Raw genomic sequence first — 17,293 nt, 5'->3', positions numbered from 1 at the left:
ATATACCGCTAGGAGATAATTTTTGAGTTGATAAAGCGTAAATCAACTAAAATCATCCTTGTTAAAAAGCGTGTACTGCATTCATGTTCTCGTTTTACTTATAAAACTTCGCCTTGCTTTCGATACCTGCAGGCTTATATGTATTTAAGGGTTAGCACCTTTGGTTTGAACCCTATAATTTCTATGACTAGTAGCTAAAGGCTTTATGACCAATGCTGTCAATCGAATACATAAAACATGAGGTGTAAGCGTGGTTGTGACCAGCGATGGCAGGGCGAACTGGCAGTTAAACATGGGAGTTATTTGTCATGGCTGAGCTTACAGGGACCTTTTGATTTGTATAAAGATTGCAGCGTGTCACAGCAGTGCTTACAGATAAGGTTACTCATTCATTGTGACTTGTTCTATTTGACCACATTTTTAAGGATTTGAAAGCGTTAGATGCTTTAGTATTAAGTGGCAATGGCCGCAGAAAACGACAAGTGCAACGGTCACACCTTGGTGCGAAATATCCCCTGACTCGCCAATAAAAAGGCCACTTTCTTGTTCCAAAAGAAAGTGGCCATGCACCTTTTTAGTCGCAGAAATGATGAGTAAATGCGCCTAAAATTCAGTACTCGTTTTCCCTAACATTCACCGCAAGACTAGTACTCGTAGCTAAATTGCAGGGTGTATTCTGTGCCTGGGTCTTTAGCGTACACTTGAATATCCTGTTGATCATATTCAGTGGTTTCACCCAGCAAGTTTTTCGCCTTTAACTTAATCGCCATACTGGTGGTGGGGAAAAAGCTATAGGTAAAATCTAAGCTATGGAAGGGTTTTTCATACACATCATCTAAGCCACCACGGCCACCGTAAGCGATACGTTCACCAAACACGTTATAAACCAAAGTCGCGCTGTGATAACTGTTAGACGAGTCATAACTGAGCTGCATGTTAGCCACCCATGCTGAATGGCCTGTCATGCGGCGCTTATTGTTAGTCGGGTCAATTTCACCATTGGGGGCGATGGTGATTTCAGAGTCACCTAAGGTTAGGTTACCGGCAACAAAGAAGTCTTCCCAAATGCTGCCTTCGCTGATGAAGTCTAAGGTTTGTAAAAACTCGGCTTCAAGTCCATATACGTAACCCGATTCGGCGTTATAAAACTTCAGCTGACGACCCGCTTCTGAAATGCGTTGAATCGGCTCGATAGGTGCATCCACATCTTTATAAAACGCGCCTAAACTGAAGTTATCCCCTTCATCTGAGTAGTATTCCCAGCGCATATCAAGGTTATATATGTCTGAGCTGGTTAACTCTGGATTACCAAAAAAATCAAATCCGGTAACGGGGTCTTGAAATCGCACTGGCGACACTTCACGTAAGTCTGGACGCACTATGGTTTTACTGGCACCTAAACGCCATTGGGTGGTGTCGGTTTGCTTCCAGGTCAGTGACATTGATGGGAACCAACCGTCTTCAGCGATGGCATAGTCGGCTAAATCGTAACGGCCGCCCTCGTCTGAAATCTCGCCCTCTGGGGTTATCGGCAAGGTGACACGGCGAAAATCTTCATAACGTACCCCAGCGTAAAAACGCCATACGTCATCAAAATCGACATCAACACTGATAAAACCGGCATCATTTTTTTCAGCAGCGACATAGTCTTCGGTGTCGGTTGAGGCATCTTTTAACTCAAGCCCGATGGTGTTGTTATTGATGTTGTCGTCAGAAAAAATAGCATCGAACTCTTCAGACAAGATAGCGCCATTCGGGTCTGTTGGGCTTAAATCGACATCAAAACCTAAGCGAGTCGCATAGCTTTCGCGGGTGCGATCATAGTATTGATAGCCAACTTTCACTTTCATCAGGGCATCGTCAAACTGCAGCGGGTAAGCAAAATCCCAGCCGTAGTTTTGACTGTCATCCTGTAGATTTGAATACACATATTTGGGCGCATCTTGGGTATTTAAATTGCGTGAAACAGGCGAGTTAGCGTCATCTAAAATCACGTTATAGGTATACGACAACTCATTTGGGGCATTACGTTCTGAACTGGCATCGGAGAACATCCAGTTAAATTCAGCATCGTTAAATGCTTCAATAAAGTGGTGTCCCTTTATTTGATTGCTGGTTAAGGTTCTTTCTTCGTAATCAATACCATAAACCTGCAACGCATTAGGCTCGCCAAGGGTGTCTATGGTTTCTTCAATGCCAACGGAAACATCATCTGAGGTGTCACGCAAATAGGTGGTGAAGGTTTCAATTTTATGGTTGTAACCAATTTCTAAACCTAAGTTAAGCATGGCCGACATTTGTACGATAGAGTCGGTGCCGATAATGTCTTTTTGGTTTTCTATTTGAGTTTGTTCGCTGTCACCATCCAGCTCAACTTCATACTTGGTGTAGTTTTCAGCTTGCTGTTTATATGAGTAAGCCGCTAATGCGCCAAATACCACGTCGTCTGATATGTCAAAGCGATCGCCAATGGCAATGTCGCCCCTAAAGCCTGGATCGGTACTTTCGGTTTTTACCGCCATATCGCGATACATGTCTAAGGCCAAATCACGATTCATTTTTTGGGCTGTGGGGTAGTTGATAGCACCATTGGAGCCGCTAACAATATCAATCGGGCTAATACCGCCGAACTGATTAATCGTGTTATCAATACTGGATGGCATGCCGCGAGTGCCGTCATCTTTGCCGGTCCAATCGTCACCGCCGCCATTGTAGGTGTAGGTATCATTGCTGTCGTTGGTATTAAAACGTCCGCCCACAGAGGTTTTAAAGAAAAAATTAGCCGGTATCGCTTTAGTACGAATATCCACATGGCCACCGCCAAATGCGGCAGGTTTTTCAGCTGAAGCCGATTTTTGTACCGATAATGATTCAATTATCGATGCTGGAAACATGTCTAACGGCACCACGTTTCGGGTCGGATCCGGTGACGGTACTATGGCACCGTTTAACGAGGTGCTTGAATAGCGCTCACCCAGACCACGCACATAAATAAATTTACCGTCTTTTAGGGTTAACCCCGTCACACGGCGCAATGCTGCGGCGGCATCGCTGTCGCCGGTTCTCGAAATTTGTTCTGAGCCCATGATATCGGCTACAGCAATTTGTTCACGACGCTCTTCGGTCGCGGCAGAAGCTGAGGTACGTAGTCGCCCGGTAACAGAAATCACTTCAATAGGTTCTATCGGAAAAGATTCACCGGCGGCTTGCGTTGATGTTTGCGTGCTAGATGTCGGCTCATTGAGTGTTTCATCTTGCGCTATTGCCTGAGTGGCGGCCAATGATGTTACTGAAAGCACTGATAGAATCGCGAGCGTTAATTTGTTGGCGGTAAAACTCGGCTTGGTTTTCATACGTGATAAGTCCTGTATGCGGTTCAGAGATAGCCGCCCCATAGCATTGCGGGGCGGCTATAAACTTAGCTACTTAATGGTGTGATTTACTGTGGGAAGTAAGCCCAACCTTGACGCCAATCATTTTGGCCATCGAATGCACCAATAAAGTTGGTGGCTTCGAAGAAGTTGTCGTCTGTGCTTAAGTCTTTACCCGTGCCGATTAATGCTGCATCTGTGGTTGCAGGCATGCCGTCGGTTAAGGTTACCGCTGTAGTTGCGTTACCTTCTTGACCCATAAACCAGGTTTCAACATTGATTGCATCTTTGGTTGCCGCGTTATCTGAGCTGTATTTGAACGGCTCGTTACAGTCGATAATCGAGTGCGACATGGTTAAGGTGTTGTTGTTCACATTGTCAACTAAGCCAGCATAACTGCCATCTAGCTCTAAACACTCTCCAGACTCTGTGGTGCTTGTGCTGCCTTTACGTCCTTGCACTAACACGTTATATAGCTCACCTGCGGTGGCTACGCGTAATAAAATGCCCTCGCCTTTATCACCACTGGCATTTTCAATGTCTGTACCCGGTAAAATAGTGAAGTTAGCTAATTTAGGCTTAGATACTGGCGTATCTGTGGCGCCTTTATGGCTGTCACCTTCAATACCACGGTTAGCATTGCCATCTTCATGGGTAATGTAAACAAACTGCGCTTTACCTTGCCAACCGTTAGTCCAGTCTAAGCTGTCGTCAAAGTTGTGGGTAAGGTAAACGTATTTCAGGTTCACCGCGCCGCCCCAAAACTCAACACCGTCATCGCCATTAGCATGCACTTGAATGTGATCAACTTGAGTGCCACTGCCGACTGCGGCAAACGAAATCCCGTTCATTTCTTGGGTATCATTCACTTTAAAGCCCGCATACTTAATCACCACATAGCTGATTTGACCGCTGCTATCGGTGTTGTCGTTACCGCCATATGGGAAGTCACCGACTTCAAATGAGGCATCACAGGCATTTTTATCTGGACAAGTATTGGTTAAGCCTTTACCTAAAAGCACTAAACCGCCCCACTGACCGCGCGCGCCTTCAGCACCCGCTATCACATCCTGTTGTGAGGTCATTTCAATGGGGTGAGTGGCCGTGCCTTGAGCCATAATTTTTGAACCACGACTTACAGCAATATAGCTGTTGTCGGTGGCAAATAACTTAGTACCCGCTTGAATGGCTAAAGTGGCTGAATTGCTGTTATCGCCACCAACAACCACTGCGCCACCATCAATTTTGTACATAACATTTTGACCAGCCAATAGTGTGGTATTGCTTAATACATTACCCTGTAAAGTACACACTAAGGTAACCGCATCATCTTTGTATAAGCCTGCAGCCACGGTTTCAGCGGTGGTGCCAACAGGGCAAGATGTTAATGTGGGTAATGCTGTCGGAGCGGGAGTGGCATCGTCATGAATCGCCGTTGTCCAACCTTTAGTCCAATCATTTTTGCCATCAAATGCGCCAATATATTGGGCATCCACTAAGCGGTCATCCAAGTTACTTAAATCTGCTTTACCAGCAGTTAATGCAACCGATGAGGTGTTCGGCATATAACCTGTTAAGTCAGACGCGCCGACTAAGTTACCCTCCTGGCCTTTAAACCAAGCTTCAACATCTAGGGCTAAAGTGCGACCTTCTGCGGCATCGGGTTTGGCATTTTTAAATGGCTCAACACAGTCAATCAAGCTGTTTTGTACAGTTAACTCTGCGCTATTGGCATTATTTACCGTGTTGTCATCATTCACTTCTAAACACTCACCCGAATCCACATCACCTTTTACCAACAGGTTATAAGCGGTTACGCCAGTGCCTTTACGGAATAAAATCCCTTCGGCGTCGTCACCACCCGAGTTAGTACCGTTAGCCACATCGATAGTGATGTTAGCTAAAGCCGGCTTAGACATAGGCATTGCGTTGGCATCGCTGTTACTGTCGGCCTCAATACCACGGTTAGAGCCATTATCGCCTTGGCGAATATAAACGTGCTGGGCGCTACCTTGCCAACCATTGGTCCAATCTAATGAATCGTCAAAGTTTTCAGTTAACACCACGTTAGAAATGGACACGTTACCGCCCCAAAACTCAACGCCATCATCATTATTTAAATGCACTTGAATGTGGTCAACTTGAGTGCCACTGCCTACACCCGCAAAGCTGATGCCGTTCATTTCTTGGGTGTCGTTAATTTTAAAGCCGCCAAATTCAACGCGCACATATTGGATCACACCCGAGCTGTCTTGAGTGTTATCGCCGCCATAGTTATGGTTGCCCACCTCGAATGACGCATCACAGTTTGCTAAATCTGGGCAGGTGTTTACCGGTGCATTACCCAGTAATACTAAGCCGCCCCATTGGCCAGCTTTGCCTTCTTGGCCTAACGCAGTTTCAGCTGATGTGAATACGATAGGTGCGGCTGCGGTGCCTTCTGCCATGATTTTTGAACCACGACTGATCACTAAATACGAGTCGCTGCCCCCAAGCACCTTAGTGCCAGGTAGAATAGACAATTCAACTGAATTTTCGTTATCGCCACCAGCAACCACGGCACCATTGAGTAACCAAACAACATCATTGCCTAATACGATTTTATCGCCATCTTGACCACCAGTAGTAATGGTAGATGCTGCGGTAGAAGGCGCTAATGTGCCTGTTAATTCCCAAACCTCTTTGCCGTCTACTGTGGTAAAACTGGTGCTTTTAGTCGCAAAACCACTGTAAGATTTTTGCTGCGCCGTTTCTGTTGGTGTTGTAGGCGTAGTTGGTGTGGTAGGCGTTGTGGTTTCTTTACCTGTGTTGATATTGATATCACCACCACATCCCGCAAGACCTAAAGTTGCAGCTAAAGCGGTAGAAATCGCGGTGAGTTTAAAAAGGTTTTTCAGTTCCATTGTCATCTCCGAAGACGGATTGCATTACAGGTTAGTGAGGGTTTATTGCGTGCCACAGGCAGACGCATTTGCTGGTGCATAAAACTAACGGGTAAAAATGACAAAAAGACTGCGTAAAAATGACATTAACATTTCTACAACATGACGGAATTATGAAAACCTAGTCTCGGCGGGCTTTTCAAGGCAATTTTGAGATAATATTTTTATAACAAAAACATTTCAGTTGTATCAATTTGAAGCGGCGTTTTGAAAAAACACTCAGATAGAGTGGCAAAAAGAGTAGAGCACTTTTGGTTTTTGGTTAATGTTCCTCGTTAAAATCATCAAGCCCACAAGGTGGGGCTTGATGATTGATACACGAATTGAATTAGTTATTCTGATACAACCACTGATATACCGTAGGTAATACCAATAAGGTCAGTGCGGTTGAACTGAATAAACCGCCGATGATCACCACGGCTAACGGTTGTTGAATTTCGCTGCCGACACCAGATGATAATAAGATAGGGATCAAGCCTAATGCCGAGGTTAATGCGGTCATTAATACAGGTCGTAAGCGGCCAACGGTTCCCTCAAACACACTTTCATATAGGCTTTCACCAGAGAGGTTATCGACACAGGCTTGCCTGCGCTGATTAATCGAGTCCACCAGCACCACCCCATTAAGCACCGCCACACCAAACAAGGTGATAAACCCAATGGAGCTAGGAACAGATAAATAGGTACCGGTCACATACAAGGCAACTACACCACCAATTAATGCTAACGGCACATTCGCCATAATTAACATCACTTGCTTAATCGACCCAAACGAGAAATACAGCAACAATCCAATCAACAGGATAGAAATCGGCACCACGAGAGTTAAGCGTTTTTGTGCCCGTTGCTGATTTTCATACTGACCACCCACCACCACGGTATAACCTGCAGGTAAATCAGCTTGTGGCACGATGGCGTAGATATCGTTCACCACAGATCCCATATCGCGCCCCGACACGTTTGCTTGAACCACCACACGGCGCTGCACATCATCACGGCGAATATTCGGCGGCGCCATTTCAACCACTACATCGGCCACTTCGCCTAAACGCACCGTGGCGCCATTTATCCCTGTAAGCAGTAAATCCCGCAACGCATCGGGCGAACTGCGCTGTGCTTCAGTCAATCGTACATTGATATCATATCTGGCATTGCCATCAATCACCTGCCCAGCGCTCACACCACCAATTCCCTGACTGACGAGGCTCATTACCTGATCAACACTGATGCCATAACGCGCTAGCACATCTCGTTTTGGCCTAATGACAAGTTGTGCTTCACCACTGACCTGCTCTAACGACACATCAACTGCACCATCAATCTTTTGCACTAATTCAGTAAGCTGCTGACCTTTAGCCGATAGCACAGCTAAATCTGGGCCAAATATTTTAATGGCGAGTTGCGCTTTAACGCCTGACAACAGCTCATCCACTCGAGTGGCAATTGGCTGGGAAAACGTCAGTAATAACCCCGGAAACACACTTAATTTTTGCTCCATTAAGCGCTGTAATTCAAAGCGATCACTGGCACTTTGCCATTGTTCAAGGGGTTTTAAGCCAATGTAAATTTCAATATTACTGACAGGTTCAGGGTCACCCCCTAACTCTGGCGCACCAATACGGCTGAGGGCGTAGTTGACTTCAGGAAACTCCAGTAATCGCTTTTCAAGCTTGGGGGCGATATCTGTCGAAGTGAATAAACTGGCTGTGGGAGCAAGTGTTACCCGTAAGTTTAAAGTGCCTTCTTCGAGTTCTGGGACAAACTCAGTGCCCAAACGTGGCAACAAAGCCATACTGCCGATAAACATCAATGAAGCAATGGCAATGACGGTTTTAGGCCTTGCCATTGTCGCTTTTAATCCTTGACGATAAATCCGCTCCACAGGCATTAATAGCCAACTTTGTCTGATCACCACCCCACGTTTAAAGGCATAAACCGCCAGTGCTGGTACAGCAAATAACGCCACAATTAATGCCGCTATCATGGCTAAAATAATGCTGGTTGCCATCGGCTGAAACAATTTACCCTCTACCCCCTCAAGGGCGTAAAGCGGTGCAAACACCACGATTATGATGGCGGTGGCAAAGAAAATTGGACTGCACACTTCTTTAGCCGCTAACCATACTTTATGGCTAATTGAGTTTGCTTCGCCGTAACGTTGAGCCTCACTATCCTGTGCCTTAGATGAGAGACTCAACCCCTGTGCAGTCTCATGCTGAGTGAGATGCTTAAAAATGTTTTCAACCATCACCACCGAGCCATCCACCAACATACCAATGGCAACAGCCAAGCCACCCAATGACATTAGGTTAGCTGACATACCAAAGTACGCCATCACCATTAACGCCAACCCGATTGAAATCGGTATTGATAACAACACCAGTAAAGTGGCGCGGATATTGACTAAAAACAGTGCCAAGATAACCACAATGAACACAAAGGCCATCAGTAAAGCATCACGCACAGTATCAACGGCCTGCTGAACTAAATCCGCTTGGTCATAAAACACCTCAAACGTTACACCTTGGGGCAAAGCTTGTTCAATTAAACTCATGCGCTCATTGATGTCATCAATGGTTTGCTTGGTATTTGCGCCCATGCGCTTAAGCACCACGCCAGCCACTACTTCACCTAACGGATTTGGCTCGCCGCTGGCATCTCTGCGCGTCATGGTAACCGCGCCGACCCTAATTTCACTGCCATAATCGACATTGGCTATGTCCATGACTCTGATGGGCGTACCATTAAATTCAGTCAGCGGAATATGTTTAATGGCTTCTAATCCGGCATTACCTGACGGTAATAAACCATAACCCCTTACCACTAACTGCGATTGGCCTTGGTCCATAAACCAGCCACCCGCATTACGATTATTACTTTCAAGAGCGTCGATAACCTGCGCCATCGACAGAGAATAACTGCGCAGCTTGTTCAGATCGATTTGTACCTGATATTGCAAGACTTCGCCGCCAAACGACAGCACCTCCGTCACCCCTGCGACTGGCATCAAAATCAGCTTTACTAGGTAATCATTAATACTGCGAAGTTCTGCTGCCGCCACGCCAGACTCTGGCGTGGCACGTAAAATGTATTGGTATATTTGCCCAAGGCCTGAAGTATTAGGGCCAATTTCTGGTGTGCCAACCCCAGCAGGAATTGATTCTTTCGCAGCTTGTAGCTGCTCAAACACCTGCTGGCGGGCAAAATAAATATCTGTGCCCTCTGCAAACACCACAGTCACAATAGACAACCCCGTGCGCGATAACGATCGCACCTCAGTGACCCCCGGCAAGGCATACATTGCCGACTCAACCGGATAACTGATAAGCTTTTCAACCTCTTCAGCGGCCAATCCTTCTGCGGCGGTGTTAATCGCTACCTGCACATTGGTGACATCGGGAAACGCATCCAAATTTAATTTGGGTAACACTGCAATACTGCCAATCATTGCTGCCAGTAAAGCCAATACCACTAGGAGTCGCTGGGTTATCGCCGAACGAATCAATCTTGCTAACATGCTAAACTCCTAATGGTTATGAATGTCAAAGCCAGATTTAGCCAATTCAGATGCTAAGAAAAACGCCCCTGAGACCACCACTTTTGCACCACTTTCTATCCCGTTGACTAAATTAAGCCCACGCTGACTTTGCACCACATCAACTTCAACAGCCTTAAAGCCATCTTGACCTTCAATAAACACCTGCCAGTCACCATCGCTGCTGCGGGTTAATGCGTCATCGGGCACAATAATGCCGTGTAAATTCCCCTTAGCATGGGTATGCCCAATAGCGGATTGATTGAGTTCTAGAGTACGTTGCTGAAAAAACAACTCGGCAAACTCGCCGGCATGCAACACATGTTGCTGATTAGGCATGCTGATCCACACCTGTTCTGTGCGGGTAATAGGATTAAGCTCATGCGAACGGCCAATCACTACGCCGGTAACGTTTCGCTGCCCAACGCGCACTAAGGCCGATTGACCAATGGCCACCCGTTCAGACTGCACTGGGGTGAGTTGCGCCTCGACCCATAAGTACGACTCATCAGTAAGCTGCATTAACGGTGTGCCTGCCTCTAATACCTGCCCTAACATGGCCGCATCTTGCTGCACCCGCCCTGAAATGGGCGCCAATAATTGAAACTGACCAATCGACTGTGGTGAAGTTGTCAGAGCGCTAATTTGCTCTGGCGTCATCATAATGGCATTCAGCACCGCACGTTTCAGTTCGGCATTCACTTCTGTACGCATTTTCTCACTGGCGCTAATGGTGCCTTTGGCCATACGACTCACTCGCTGCCACTCTGTTGCCGCATTAATATAATCGGCTTGAGCTTGGGCAATGTCAGTACCACCCAGGGTTAATAAGGCTTGGCCTTTTATCACTTGCTGCCCCGGCACCACATGGCGTTTTAATACTTGCATGGCTAACTGCGGGGCTATGGTCACGGTTTTATCTTTGTCGACCACCAGTTGGGCGGTGGCAAATGAGGTTAAGTCAAAAGGGCTAATATTGAGAGTTTCAACGCGAATGTTAGCCAACTCACGTTGCTCGGCCGTTAACGTTATGGCCTCGTCATGTGCATCCTGTTGCGGATCCGCTGAAGACGATTGTGGATTGTGATCACCGCTCGCCATCACCGCATTGCTAAAAAGCATTAACCCAATACTGATAACGGCGAGCCACACTAATTGACGAGAGAGCAAACTAAACGATGCTAAAAACCGGGTATTTACCGGTAAATTGATAGCTGGAATTGTCATAAATAAATCCTAGAACTCAAGCATGGCCAAGTTGAAACTCTGCGATAAGCATTCAATTTAGCCATAAAAATAATTAAGCTTGCCTGTCGTAACAGCAAACCTTTAATGAATGAATTTAAACAGGATTTACACTATCGGGGGGCGGTATGTTGCACCTAAAGCGGGGGCTAAATAAGATTGAGCAATTTGAAGCGGTTGTTGATTAGCTTGTTCAACCGTGTAGAGTTCTTCGGGAAACACTATGGCCACTAAACCACCGTGACACTGGCAATCTAGGCACAAATCAACCGTTTTGTTTGTTGGCGCGGGGTGAGAGTGGTCATCGGATGGCGCATGCTCGCGAGCACCGTCTGCAGCGCAACTACATTGTATACATTCAGCCAGCTGACTGAGGGCGGCAATATCGATACTTGGCGTGAATTGAACATGGGCATGATTGCCTTTTTCTTCAGTACTATTGCCAAGGTGTAATTGATGGCCACCCAAATTCGCGCCAGCAAATTGCAGCACAATAATCGCGATCAACAATTTAATTGCTCGCATCATTGAAAACGAATGCAGGTGACCCATGCCAATCATCTAAAGCGGTATTTACTTAAACACGCAGTGTTTAGCATAATCAGCAGCTTCATTTGAAGACCAATCACCGCTAGGTTTATCTTTCATTTGCTTACACCATGCTTCACTACCAACTTCTGGTGCACATGCTGTTAAACCTAATGTGAAAATACCCACAGCTGATAACGCTAAAAGTTTTTTGAATAACATAATACTTCCTTGATTGAGTTAACAATAATCTTCTACATAACAAACTTGTAGAGTCATGATTTAATGTTGCGATCGCTTAGTGATCCAGTTTATCGCATCTTGTTTTTGTGAAAGCGGAAACCAAGCCACCTCACCTTGCATAAACGGTCCCATTAATCGGACAGAGTTACCTACCCAGTCAGGACCACCAACAAATACTAATGCATCAAATGCGGGTAATTGTACTTCACCACTCCCCGTTAACGAGCCAAACTCCCAGCCCTCTAACAGTACATCAGCTTCAATGTACAAGCACACTTGACCCCAGTCTTTACGGTAAGATTTTATCGCTGGTTGTAAACGGCTGCGGTAATCTTGTGCCGATAATCGCCCACTTACAAACAAGCTGATAACTCCTTTGGTGATATCAGTAATTTGGCATAACATAAACAACTCCGGAGTCATGCTGACTAACCGATAATAGTCGATTAGCAACGCATTCACTTCAATGTCGCAAATCATAACAAATATTACCGCCGCCAATATATAACTATTTTTAATCTAAAAAGTGATACCCTTTACACTATGATAAATATTTCCAATAGTGTGACAATCGAAGACAAGGAACTTGAATGGCAATTTGTTCGTTCAAGTGGCGCGGGTGGGCAACACATTAATAAAGTGTCTACCGCTGCGCAGCTGATTTTCGACATCAATCAATCGTCTTTGCCTGATTTTTATAAACAAAAATTATTGGCTAAGGCTGACCACCGCATTACCCAAAGCGGTAAAATCATCATCAAGTGCCAGCAATCTCGCAGCCAAGATTTTAATCGTCAACTGGCGTTAGAGCAGTTTATTGAACTGATAAAAAGTGCCACTATTGTGGCAAAAAAACGCATAGCAACTAAGGCCACTAAAGGCAGCCAAAAGCGGCGGATTGACACTAAAAAACAACGAGGCGCCACCAAAGCATTACGCCAAAGTAAGCCCAAATTTGATTAATGAACAAATTTAGGTTTACTGGGTGGCTAAGTTGGGTTAAAACCAAGCAACGTAAAACGCTGAATTAGCGCACTAAGTATTGATGAACAAAGGATTATCATGAGCCAAACTGCAAAAATATTATTAGTCAACGGCCCAAATTTAAACTTACTTGGCCGCCGCGAACCCGGTCATTATGGCACGCAAAACTTAGCGACGATTGTGTCTGAATTACAAAGTGCTGCCAGTGCTGCCAATGTCGTGCTGGAACATATTCAGTCTAATGCAGAGCATGAAATTATTGATGCTATTCACGCCACGGATGCACAATTTATTATTATTAACCCAGCAGCCTTTACTCATACTAGTGTGGCAATCCGCGATGCGATTTTGGGTGTGGCTATCCCCTTTATTGAAGTGCATTTATCTAATGTGCACGCCCGTGAGCCATTCAGGCATCACTCATATTTTTCTGATAAAGCCATTGGGGTTATTTGTGGATTGGGCGCACAAGGATATCAATTTGCATTACAGGCTGCGCTTAAACACGTGCAGGATAATCAGGCGGCACACTAACTCGCATAAAGCCGATTATTGATGCGCTTGAATGATATAATCTTCCAAACATCGTTGCAGCCAAATGGGGGCGTCGTAATGCATGACATGCGTATGCTGTTCCCAGCTTTATTCTTGGTAAACAAAACGATCCTAGCCTAACACCTGTTGAAATCTGGTACGCATCATCCGATGCTGCATCATGTAGTTAGCTGCCATCAAAAGTATTTATCTGATGCGGCAATAGCCCATAACCAAATCCACGGATGACTTTGACTGCTTCCTGTATAAGACTCTGATATAATGACTCGCTAATCCTAATTCAGCGACCCACTTGTTATGACAACCCCAACTTCTGCATGTATTACTTCGCATAAAAATGCAGCAATCGATTTTACACAGGTGCTAGCTGATGCTATTACCCAACGACAAGACTTTTTTGCCTACGCAACACAGCACAATACAGACTGTTATCGCGTATTTCATGGCACAGTAGAGGGTGCTAATGGATTAAACATAGACCGCTATGGCGATGCATGGTTAGTACAATCTTTTCACGAGACATTATCAGAACAACAACTAGCACAAATTAGCCAAGTATTGATTCAGCATGGCGATTTCCCAATGGTATATAACGATCGCTCACAAAAAAACTCGCGCGTAGCAAATAACTTGTTAAATGAAGCACAAGACTATGCCATGTCAGAGCAAGTGATGCATGAAAATGGCATCGCGTTTACCACTAAATTACGCCATGAAGGCCAAGACCCATTATTATTTTTAGACATGCGCATTGGCCGAGAGTACATGCATCAGCACAGTAATAACAAAACAGTACTCAATTTATTTTCATACACTTGCGGTATTGGCACCGCTGCCGCAGTTGGCGGAGCTAAGCGAGTAATGAATGTCGACTTTTCATCTTTTGCACTGGCTGCAGGTAAGAAAAATGCTGAGTTAAATCACGTTGAAAACGTGTGTGAATTTGTACAAAGTGATGCGTTTCCGGCATTGCGCCAATTAGCAGGCTTACCTGTTGGTGGACGTCGTAACCAAAAATTACCTAAGTTCCCTAAACTGGCTAAAACCACTTTTGACTTAGTGTTTTTAGATCCACCTCGTTTTGCTAAAAGTGTTTTTGGGGTGGTCGATTTAATCAATGATTATCAAGGGTTATTTAAACCCGCCATGCTAACCACAAAACCTGGTGGCACCATTGTGTGCTGTAATAATGTCGCCAAAGTGGAACGCCAATCATGGTTAGATAGCTTAATACGATGTGTTGAAAAAAATGGCCGTCGGATCAGCCATATAGAATGGTTAGATTGTCACCAAGATTTCCCCTCATTTGATGATAATCACCCGCTTAAAATTGTGGCTCTAACCATAAACTAAAAACAACTTAATCAAGCATATTATTTAGTGAATTCAATTTTGCTAAATAATATCTTTTATTTTCAGGCACATCAGTTAGCTCGACTGCTTGCTTCAAAATTCTTTGCGCCTTTTTTGTGTTACCTAAACCTAACTCTGCCTTAGCTAAGGCAAAATAGGCTTGATGAAAATAGGGGGCGCTCTTGATAAATTTTTCTAGAAAAATGACCGTCTTGTCATAATCTTTAAACTCTAATGCCTCAATACCCAAACTGTAATAGCGATAAGGATTACTAGACTCAATCGCTATTAGTTGCTGATCGACTTGAGCGGCTTCTTGTTTGCGATCTTGCAATTCAAGTAGCAAACGATAATTACTTAATATCGTTAAAGAACTTGGTTCAATTTTCAGACCATAACGATATAATTTTTCCGCGGTCACATCATCCCCTAAACGGCGATGAACTATAGCCATCATATTGATTAACGGTTCATACTCTGGTGCAAGGGTGAATCCTTGTTTCAACAAAACAAAGGCGTGTTCATAATTTTCTAAAAGCAGTGCGTCTGCTGCTAGATTTCGGTAAAACATCGCTAAAAACTCATTCAGAGAAACAATGGCACCCGTTCTATCAAACCTATCAGGAAAATAATCAATTACGGTTGATGTACTGCCACTCAAAAAATGACCACTGGGTTTCTCATCATATAAAAATGTACGGACATGATCTGATGTGACTAAAAGATCTGAAGAAATATTAGTCAATACAGGCGAAGCATAAACCACTTGAAATACAGGATAAATATCCAGCTCTTTTGCGATTGAATAGGTCAATAATGCCAAAGCCATACAATTACCCGATTTACTTTCCCAGGACTCGCTACTGGTAGAATTACGGCCTTCATAATTAAAATTCACCATTTTGTGATTGATAAAATGAGCCACTTTCAAACGATTCGGCAAATTTTTCATATCATCTTTTGATATAAAGGCTTGTAACTCCTGTCGCTGCATGTCTGATAAGCGGGATAAGCTATCGATAGATGGCACATTAAATGAAGTGTTTTTTTGAACTAAAGAATGATTAAATTCAGGCAAAAAATCTGATTTATAAGCCTTTTCTGCATTGGCTGTACAAGCACTGCTCAAAAGTAAGCATAAAGACAATATCGAGTAATGTTTCAGTTGCCAATAACGGCCTAATACAATCATTTGCTACATTCCATGTACATTTAAGTTAATTCAATATGAATTAACTTACTTCACATTTCAAGATTATCTTAAGGCTCTAAACTTACCCACAAATTAAATTGCACACAATTTAGTTGCATTCATTAACTACCTGAATTAAAGTAAACACAATTAAATTGCACACAACTTAAATTAACTTACTTTTGAGGTATTTCTATGACAACGTTATATACAACTTCAGCAACAGCATTAGCTGGCCGTAATGGTCAAGTGACTACAAATGATAAAACACTCGATTTAGGTTTAAGCTACCCAAAAGAAATGGGTGGTACTGGCGAGCATACTAACCCTGAACAATTATTTGCTGCGGGTTATGCAGCTTGTTTTTCGAATGCGATTTTACATGTAGCACGTGAAATGAAAGTGGCAATAAAATCTGCACCAACAACTGCGACAGTCGGAATAGGTCCAAATGATAATCAAGGTTTCGCTTTAACCGTTGCCCTAGCGGTTGAATTAGATCTTGCTCAAAATGATGCCGTTAAACTTGTTCAAACCGCTCATCAAATTTGTCCATACTCAAATGCGGTACGCGGTAATATCGATGTAAAATTAACGGTCAATAACGCTGCAATTTAAGTCCACAAGGTTAATAAAAAAGCCAGAAAGCATATGACTTTCTGGCCTTTTCAAGCTATTTTCCTATCCAATTACACTGATTAAAAGCGTGCTAACAATTTGATGTCAAATTCACTCACATCGCATGTTAATTGGTTATCTGCAATTTGTTTTTCTAATGCCGCAATTTGCTTATTCACTTCCGTTATCGTCAAAGTGTTGTTATCTAATTCATAAACTAGCGCTAAACTTTGATAATAAAAACATAAAATCACTAGGGCATCATGGTTATTATCTGCAGCCGACTTTTGCACAGCATTCAGTTTACGGTAAATTTTATTTTGCAGCTGCTTAAGCTGAAAAACGTAATAAACATCAGAATATTGTGGTTTTTCACGACCATATTTGACCACGAGTGTGCACAACATTAAGCCTAAAATTACGCCTGCAAAATTAAAGTAAAAATTGCCTGTTGGTTGCCCAGCCTCCACAGAAGTTGAACCTAATAGCGCAATCAATATCTGTCCAAATACTACTGATGAAATCGCTAATATGGCAATTAATCCAACCTGTACTTGATTAGTCATTTTGCGATATTGCGGTTTATCAACGTGTCTTAATCTCATAAATGTGACTCTTAAGGTTCAATATTATCGGCATTATACCTGCTTAATATAAATCACTCATTAAGCAGATAAGCAAATGCATTAACGGCAGCACAATGATCGGGGATGAATCTCTCTAAGGT

The 17,293-nt window shown here is 43.9% G+C and carries 13 protein-coding genes; 4 read left to right on the top strand and 9 right to left on the bottom strand.

From position 1 onward, the window contains the following. Positions 1-644: 644 nt before the first annotated feature. The 7 genes from OHT75_RS02230 to OHT75_RS02200 form a co-directional block, all read right to left on the bottom strand. Complete coding sequence (locus tag OHT75_RS02230; protein WP_264724775.1) at positions 645-3,353, bottom strand: TonB-dependent receptor domain-containing protein; 2,709 nt, start codon at positions 3,351-3,353, stop codon at positions 645-647. Positions 3,354-3,439: 86 nt separating this feature from the next. Continuing rightward, positions 3,440-6,274 carry a hypothetical protein gene (locus tag OHT75_RS02225; protein WP_264724774.1) on the bottom strand — a complete coding sequence of 945 codons (2,835 nt, stop codon included), beginning with the start codon at positions 6,272-6,274 and terminating at the stop codon, positions 3,440-3,442. A gap of 367 nt (positions 6,275-6,641) precedes the next feature. Next, on the bottom strand, positions 6,642-9,830 hold the full coding sequence (locus OHT75_RS02220) for an efflux RND transporter permease subunit (RefSeq protein ID WP_264724773.1): 3,189 nt from the start codon (positions 9,828-9,830) through the stop codon (positions 6,642-6,644). 9 nt (positions 9,831-9,839) lie between these two features. Beyond that, complete coding sequence (locus tag OHT75_RS02215; RefSeq protein WP_264724772.1) at positions 9,840-11,075, bottom strand: efflux RND transporter periplasmic adaptor subunit; 1,236 nt, start codon at positions 11,073-11,075, stop codon at positions 9,840-9,842. Positions 11,076-11,201: 126 nt separating this feature from the next. Then, positions 11,202-11,645, bottom strand: coding sequence for a hypothetical protein (locus OHT75_RS02210; RefSeq protein WP_264724770.1), 444 nt, complete (start codon positions 11,643-11,645; stop codon positions 11,202-11,204). A 21-nt stretch (positions 11,646-11,666) separates the two neighbouring features. Next, positions 11,667-11,843 carry a DUF3012 domain-containing protein gene (locus OHT75_RS02205; RefSeq protein ID WP_264724769.1) on the bottom strand — a complete coding sequence of 59 codons (177 nt, stop codon included), beginning with the start codon at positions 11,841-11,843 and terminating at the stop codon, positions 11,667-11,669. Positions 11,844-11,903: 60 nt separating this feature from the next. Further along, positions 11,904-12,269 (bottom strand): SpoIIAA family protein, encoded by a 366-nt coding sequence (locus OHT75_RS02200; RefSeq protein ID WP_188843710.1) that lies wholly within the window; start codon positions 12,267-12,269, stop codon positions 11,904-11,906. 138 nt (positions 12,270-12,407) lie between these two features. Between OHT75_RS02200 and arfB the strand changes: the two genes are divergently transcribed. The 3 genes from arfB (at position 12,408) to OHT75_RS02185 (ending at position 14,756) form a co-directional block, all read left to right on the top strand. After that, a complete protein-coding gene (arfB, locus tag OHT75_RS02195) occupies positions 12,408-12,827 on the top strand; it encodes an alternative ribosome rescue aminoacyl-tRNA hydrolase ArfB (RefSeq protein ID WP_188843689.1) in 420 nt (139 codons plus the stop codon). Between the two features lie 99 nt (positions 12,828-12,926). After that, on the top strand, positions 12,927-13,382 hold the full coding sequence (gene aroQ / locus OHT75_RS02190; RefSeq protein ID WP_264724768.1) for a type II 3-dehydroquinate dehydratase: 456 nt from the start codon (positions 12,927-12,929) through the stop codon (positions 13,380-13,382). 318 nt (positions 13,383-13,700) lie between these two features. Further along, positions 13,701-14,756 carry a class I SAM-dependent rRNA methyltransferase gene (locus OHT75_RS02185; RefSeq protein WP_264724767.1) on the top strand — a complete coding sequence of 352 codons (1,056 nt, stop codon included), beginning with the start codon at positions 13,701-13,703 and terminating at the stop codon, positions 14,754-14,756. Positions 14,757-14,763: 7 nt separating this feature from the next. On the opposite strand, the gene OHT75_RS02180 is transcribed toward OHT75_RS02185, so the two are convergent. Next, a complete protein-coding gene (locus tag OHT75_RS02180; RefSeq protein ID WP_264724765.1) occupies positions 14,764-15,948 on the bottom strand; it encodes a tetratricopeptide repeat protein in 1,185 nt (394 codons plus the stop codon). A gap of 195 nt (positions 15,949-16,143) precedes the next feature. Here OHT75_RS02180 and OHT75_RS02175 point away from each other — a divergent pair, with 195 nt between their 5' ends. Next, entirely contained in the window at positions 16,144-16,566 is a 423-nt protein-coding gene (locus OHT75_RS02175) for an organic hydroperoxide resistance protein (RefSeq protein ID WP_264724764.1), read from the top strand. Between the two features lie 80 nt (positions 16,567-16,646). On the opposite strand, the gene OHT75_RS02170 is transcribed toward OHT75_RS02175, so the two are convergent. Beyond that, positions 16,647-17,171, bottom strand: coding sequence for a DUF3087 domain-containing protein (locus OHT75_RS02170; protein ID WP_264724763.1), 525 nt, complete (start codon positions 17,169-17,171; stop codon positions 16,647-16,649). Positions 17,172-17,293: the final 122 nt, after the last annotated feature.

It is taken from the genome of Shewanella subflava (assembly GCF_025971955.1).
Classification (GTDB): Bacteria; Pseudomonadota; Gammaproteobacteria; order Enterobacterales; family Shewanellaceae; genus Shewanella; species Shewanella subflava.
Note: the sequence above shows the minus strand (reverse complement) of the source record. Positions and strands in the feature narration are given on the sequence as shown.

Coding starts and splice junctions, on each gene's coding strand:
- OHT75_RS02230 (WP_264724775.1), bottom strand. CDS start 3,353: ATGAAAACCAAGCCGAGTTTTACCGCCAACAAATTAACGCTCGCGATT.
- OHT75_RS02215 (WP_264724772.1), bottom strand. CDS start 11,075: ATGACAATTCCAGCTATCAATTTACCGGTAAATACCCGGTTTTTAGCA.
- OHT75_RS02175 (WP_264724764.1), top strand. CDS start 16,144: ATGACAACGTTATATACAACTTCAGCAACAGCATTAGCTGGCCGTAAT.
- OHT75_RS02225 (WP_264724774.1), bottom strand. CDS start 6,274: ATGGAACTGAAAAACCTTTTTAAACTCACCGCGATTTCTACCGCTTTA.
- OHT75_RS02200 (WP_188843710.1), bottom strand. CDS start 12,269: ATGTTATGCCAAATTACTGATATCACCAAAGGAGTTATCAGCTTGTTT.
- OHT75_RS02205 (WP_264724769.1), bottom strand. CDS start 11,843: ATGTTATTCAAAAAACTTTTAGCGTTATCAGCTGTGGGTATTTTCACA.
- OHT75_RS02170 (WP_264724763.1), bottom strand. CDS start 17,171: ATGAGATTAAGACACGTTGATAAACCGCAATATCGCAAAATGACTAAT.
- aroQ (WP_264724768.1), top strand. CDS start 12,927: ATGAGCCAAACTGCAAAAATATTATTAGTCAACGGCCCAAATTTAAAC.
- OHT75_RS02180 (WP_264724765.1), bottom strand. CDS start 15,948: ATGATTGTATTAGGCCGTTATTGGCAACTGAAACATTACTCGATATTG.
- OHT75_RS02220 (WP_264724773.1), bottom strand. CDS start 9,830: ATGTTAGCAAGATTGATTCGTTCGGCGATAACCCAGCGACTCCTAGTG.
- OHT75_RS02185 (WP_264724767.1), top strand. CDS start 13,701: ATGACAACCCCAACTTCTGCATGTATTACTTCGCATAAAAATGCAGCA.
- OHT75_RS02210 (WP_264724770.1), bottom strand. CDS start 11,645: ATGGGTCACCTGCATTCGTTTTCAATGATGCGAGCAATTAAATTGTTG.
- arfB (WP_188843689.1), top strand. CDS start 12,408: ATGATAAATATTTCCAATAGTGTGACAATCGAAGACAAGGAACTTGAA.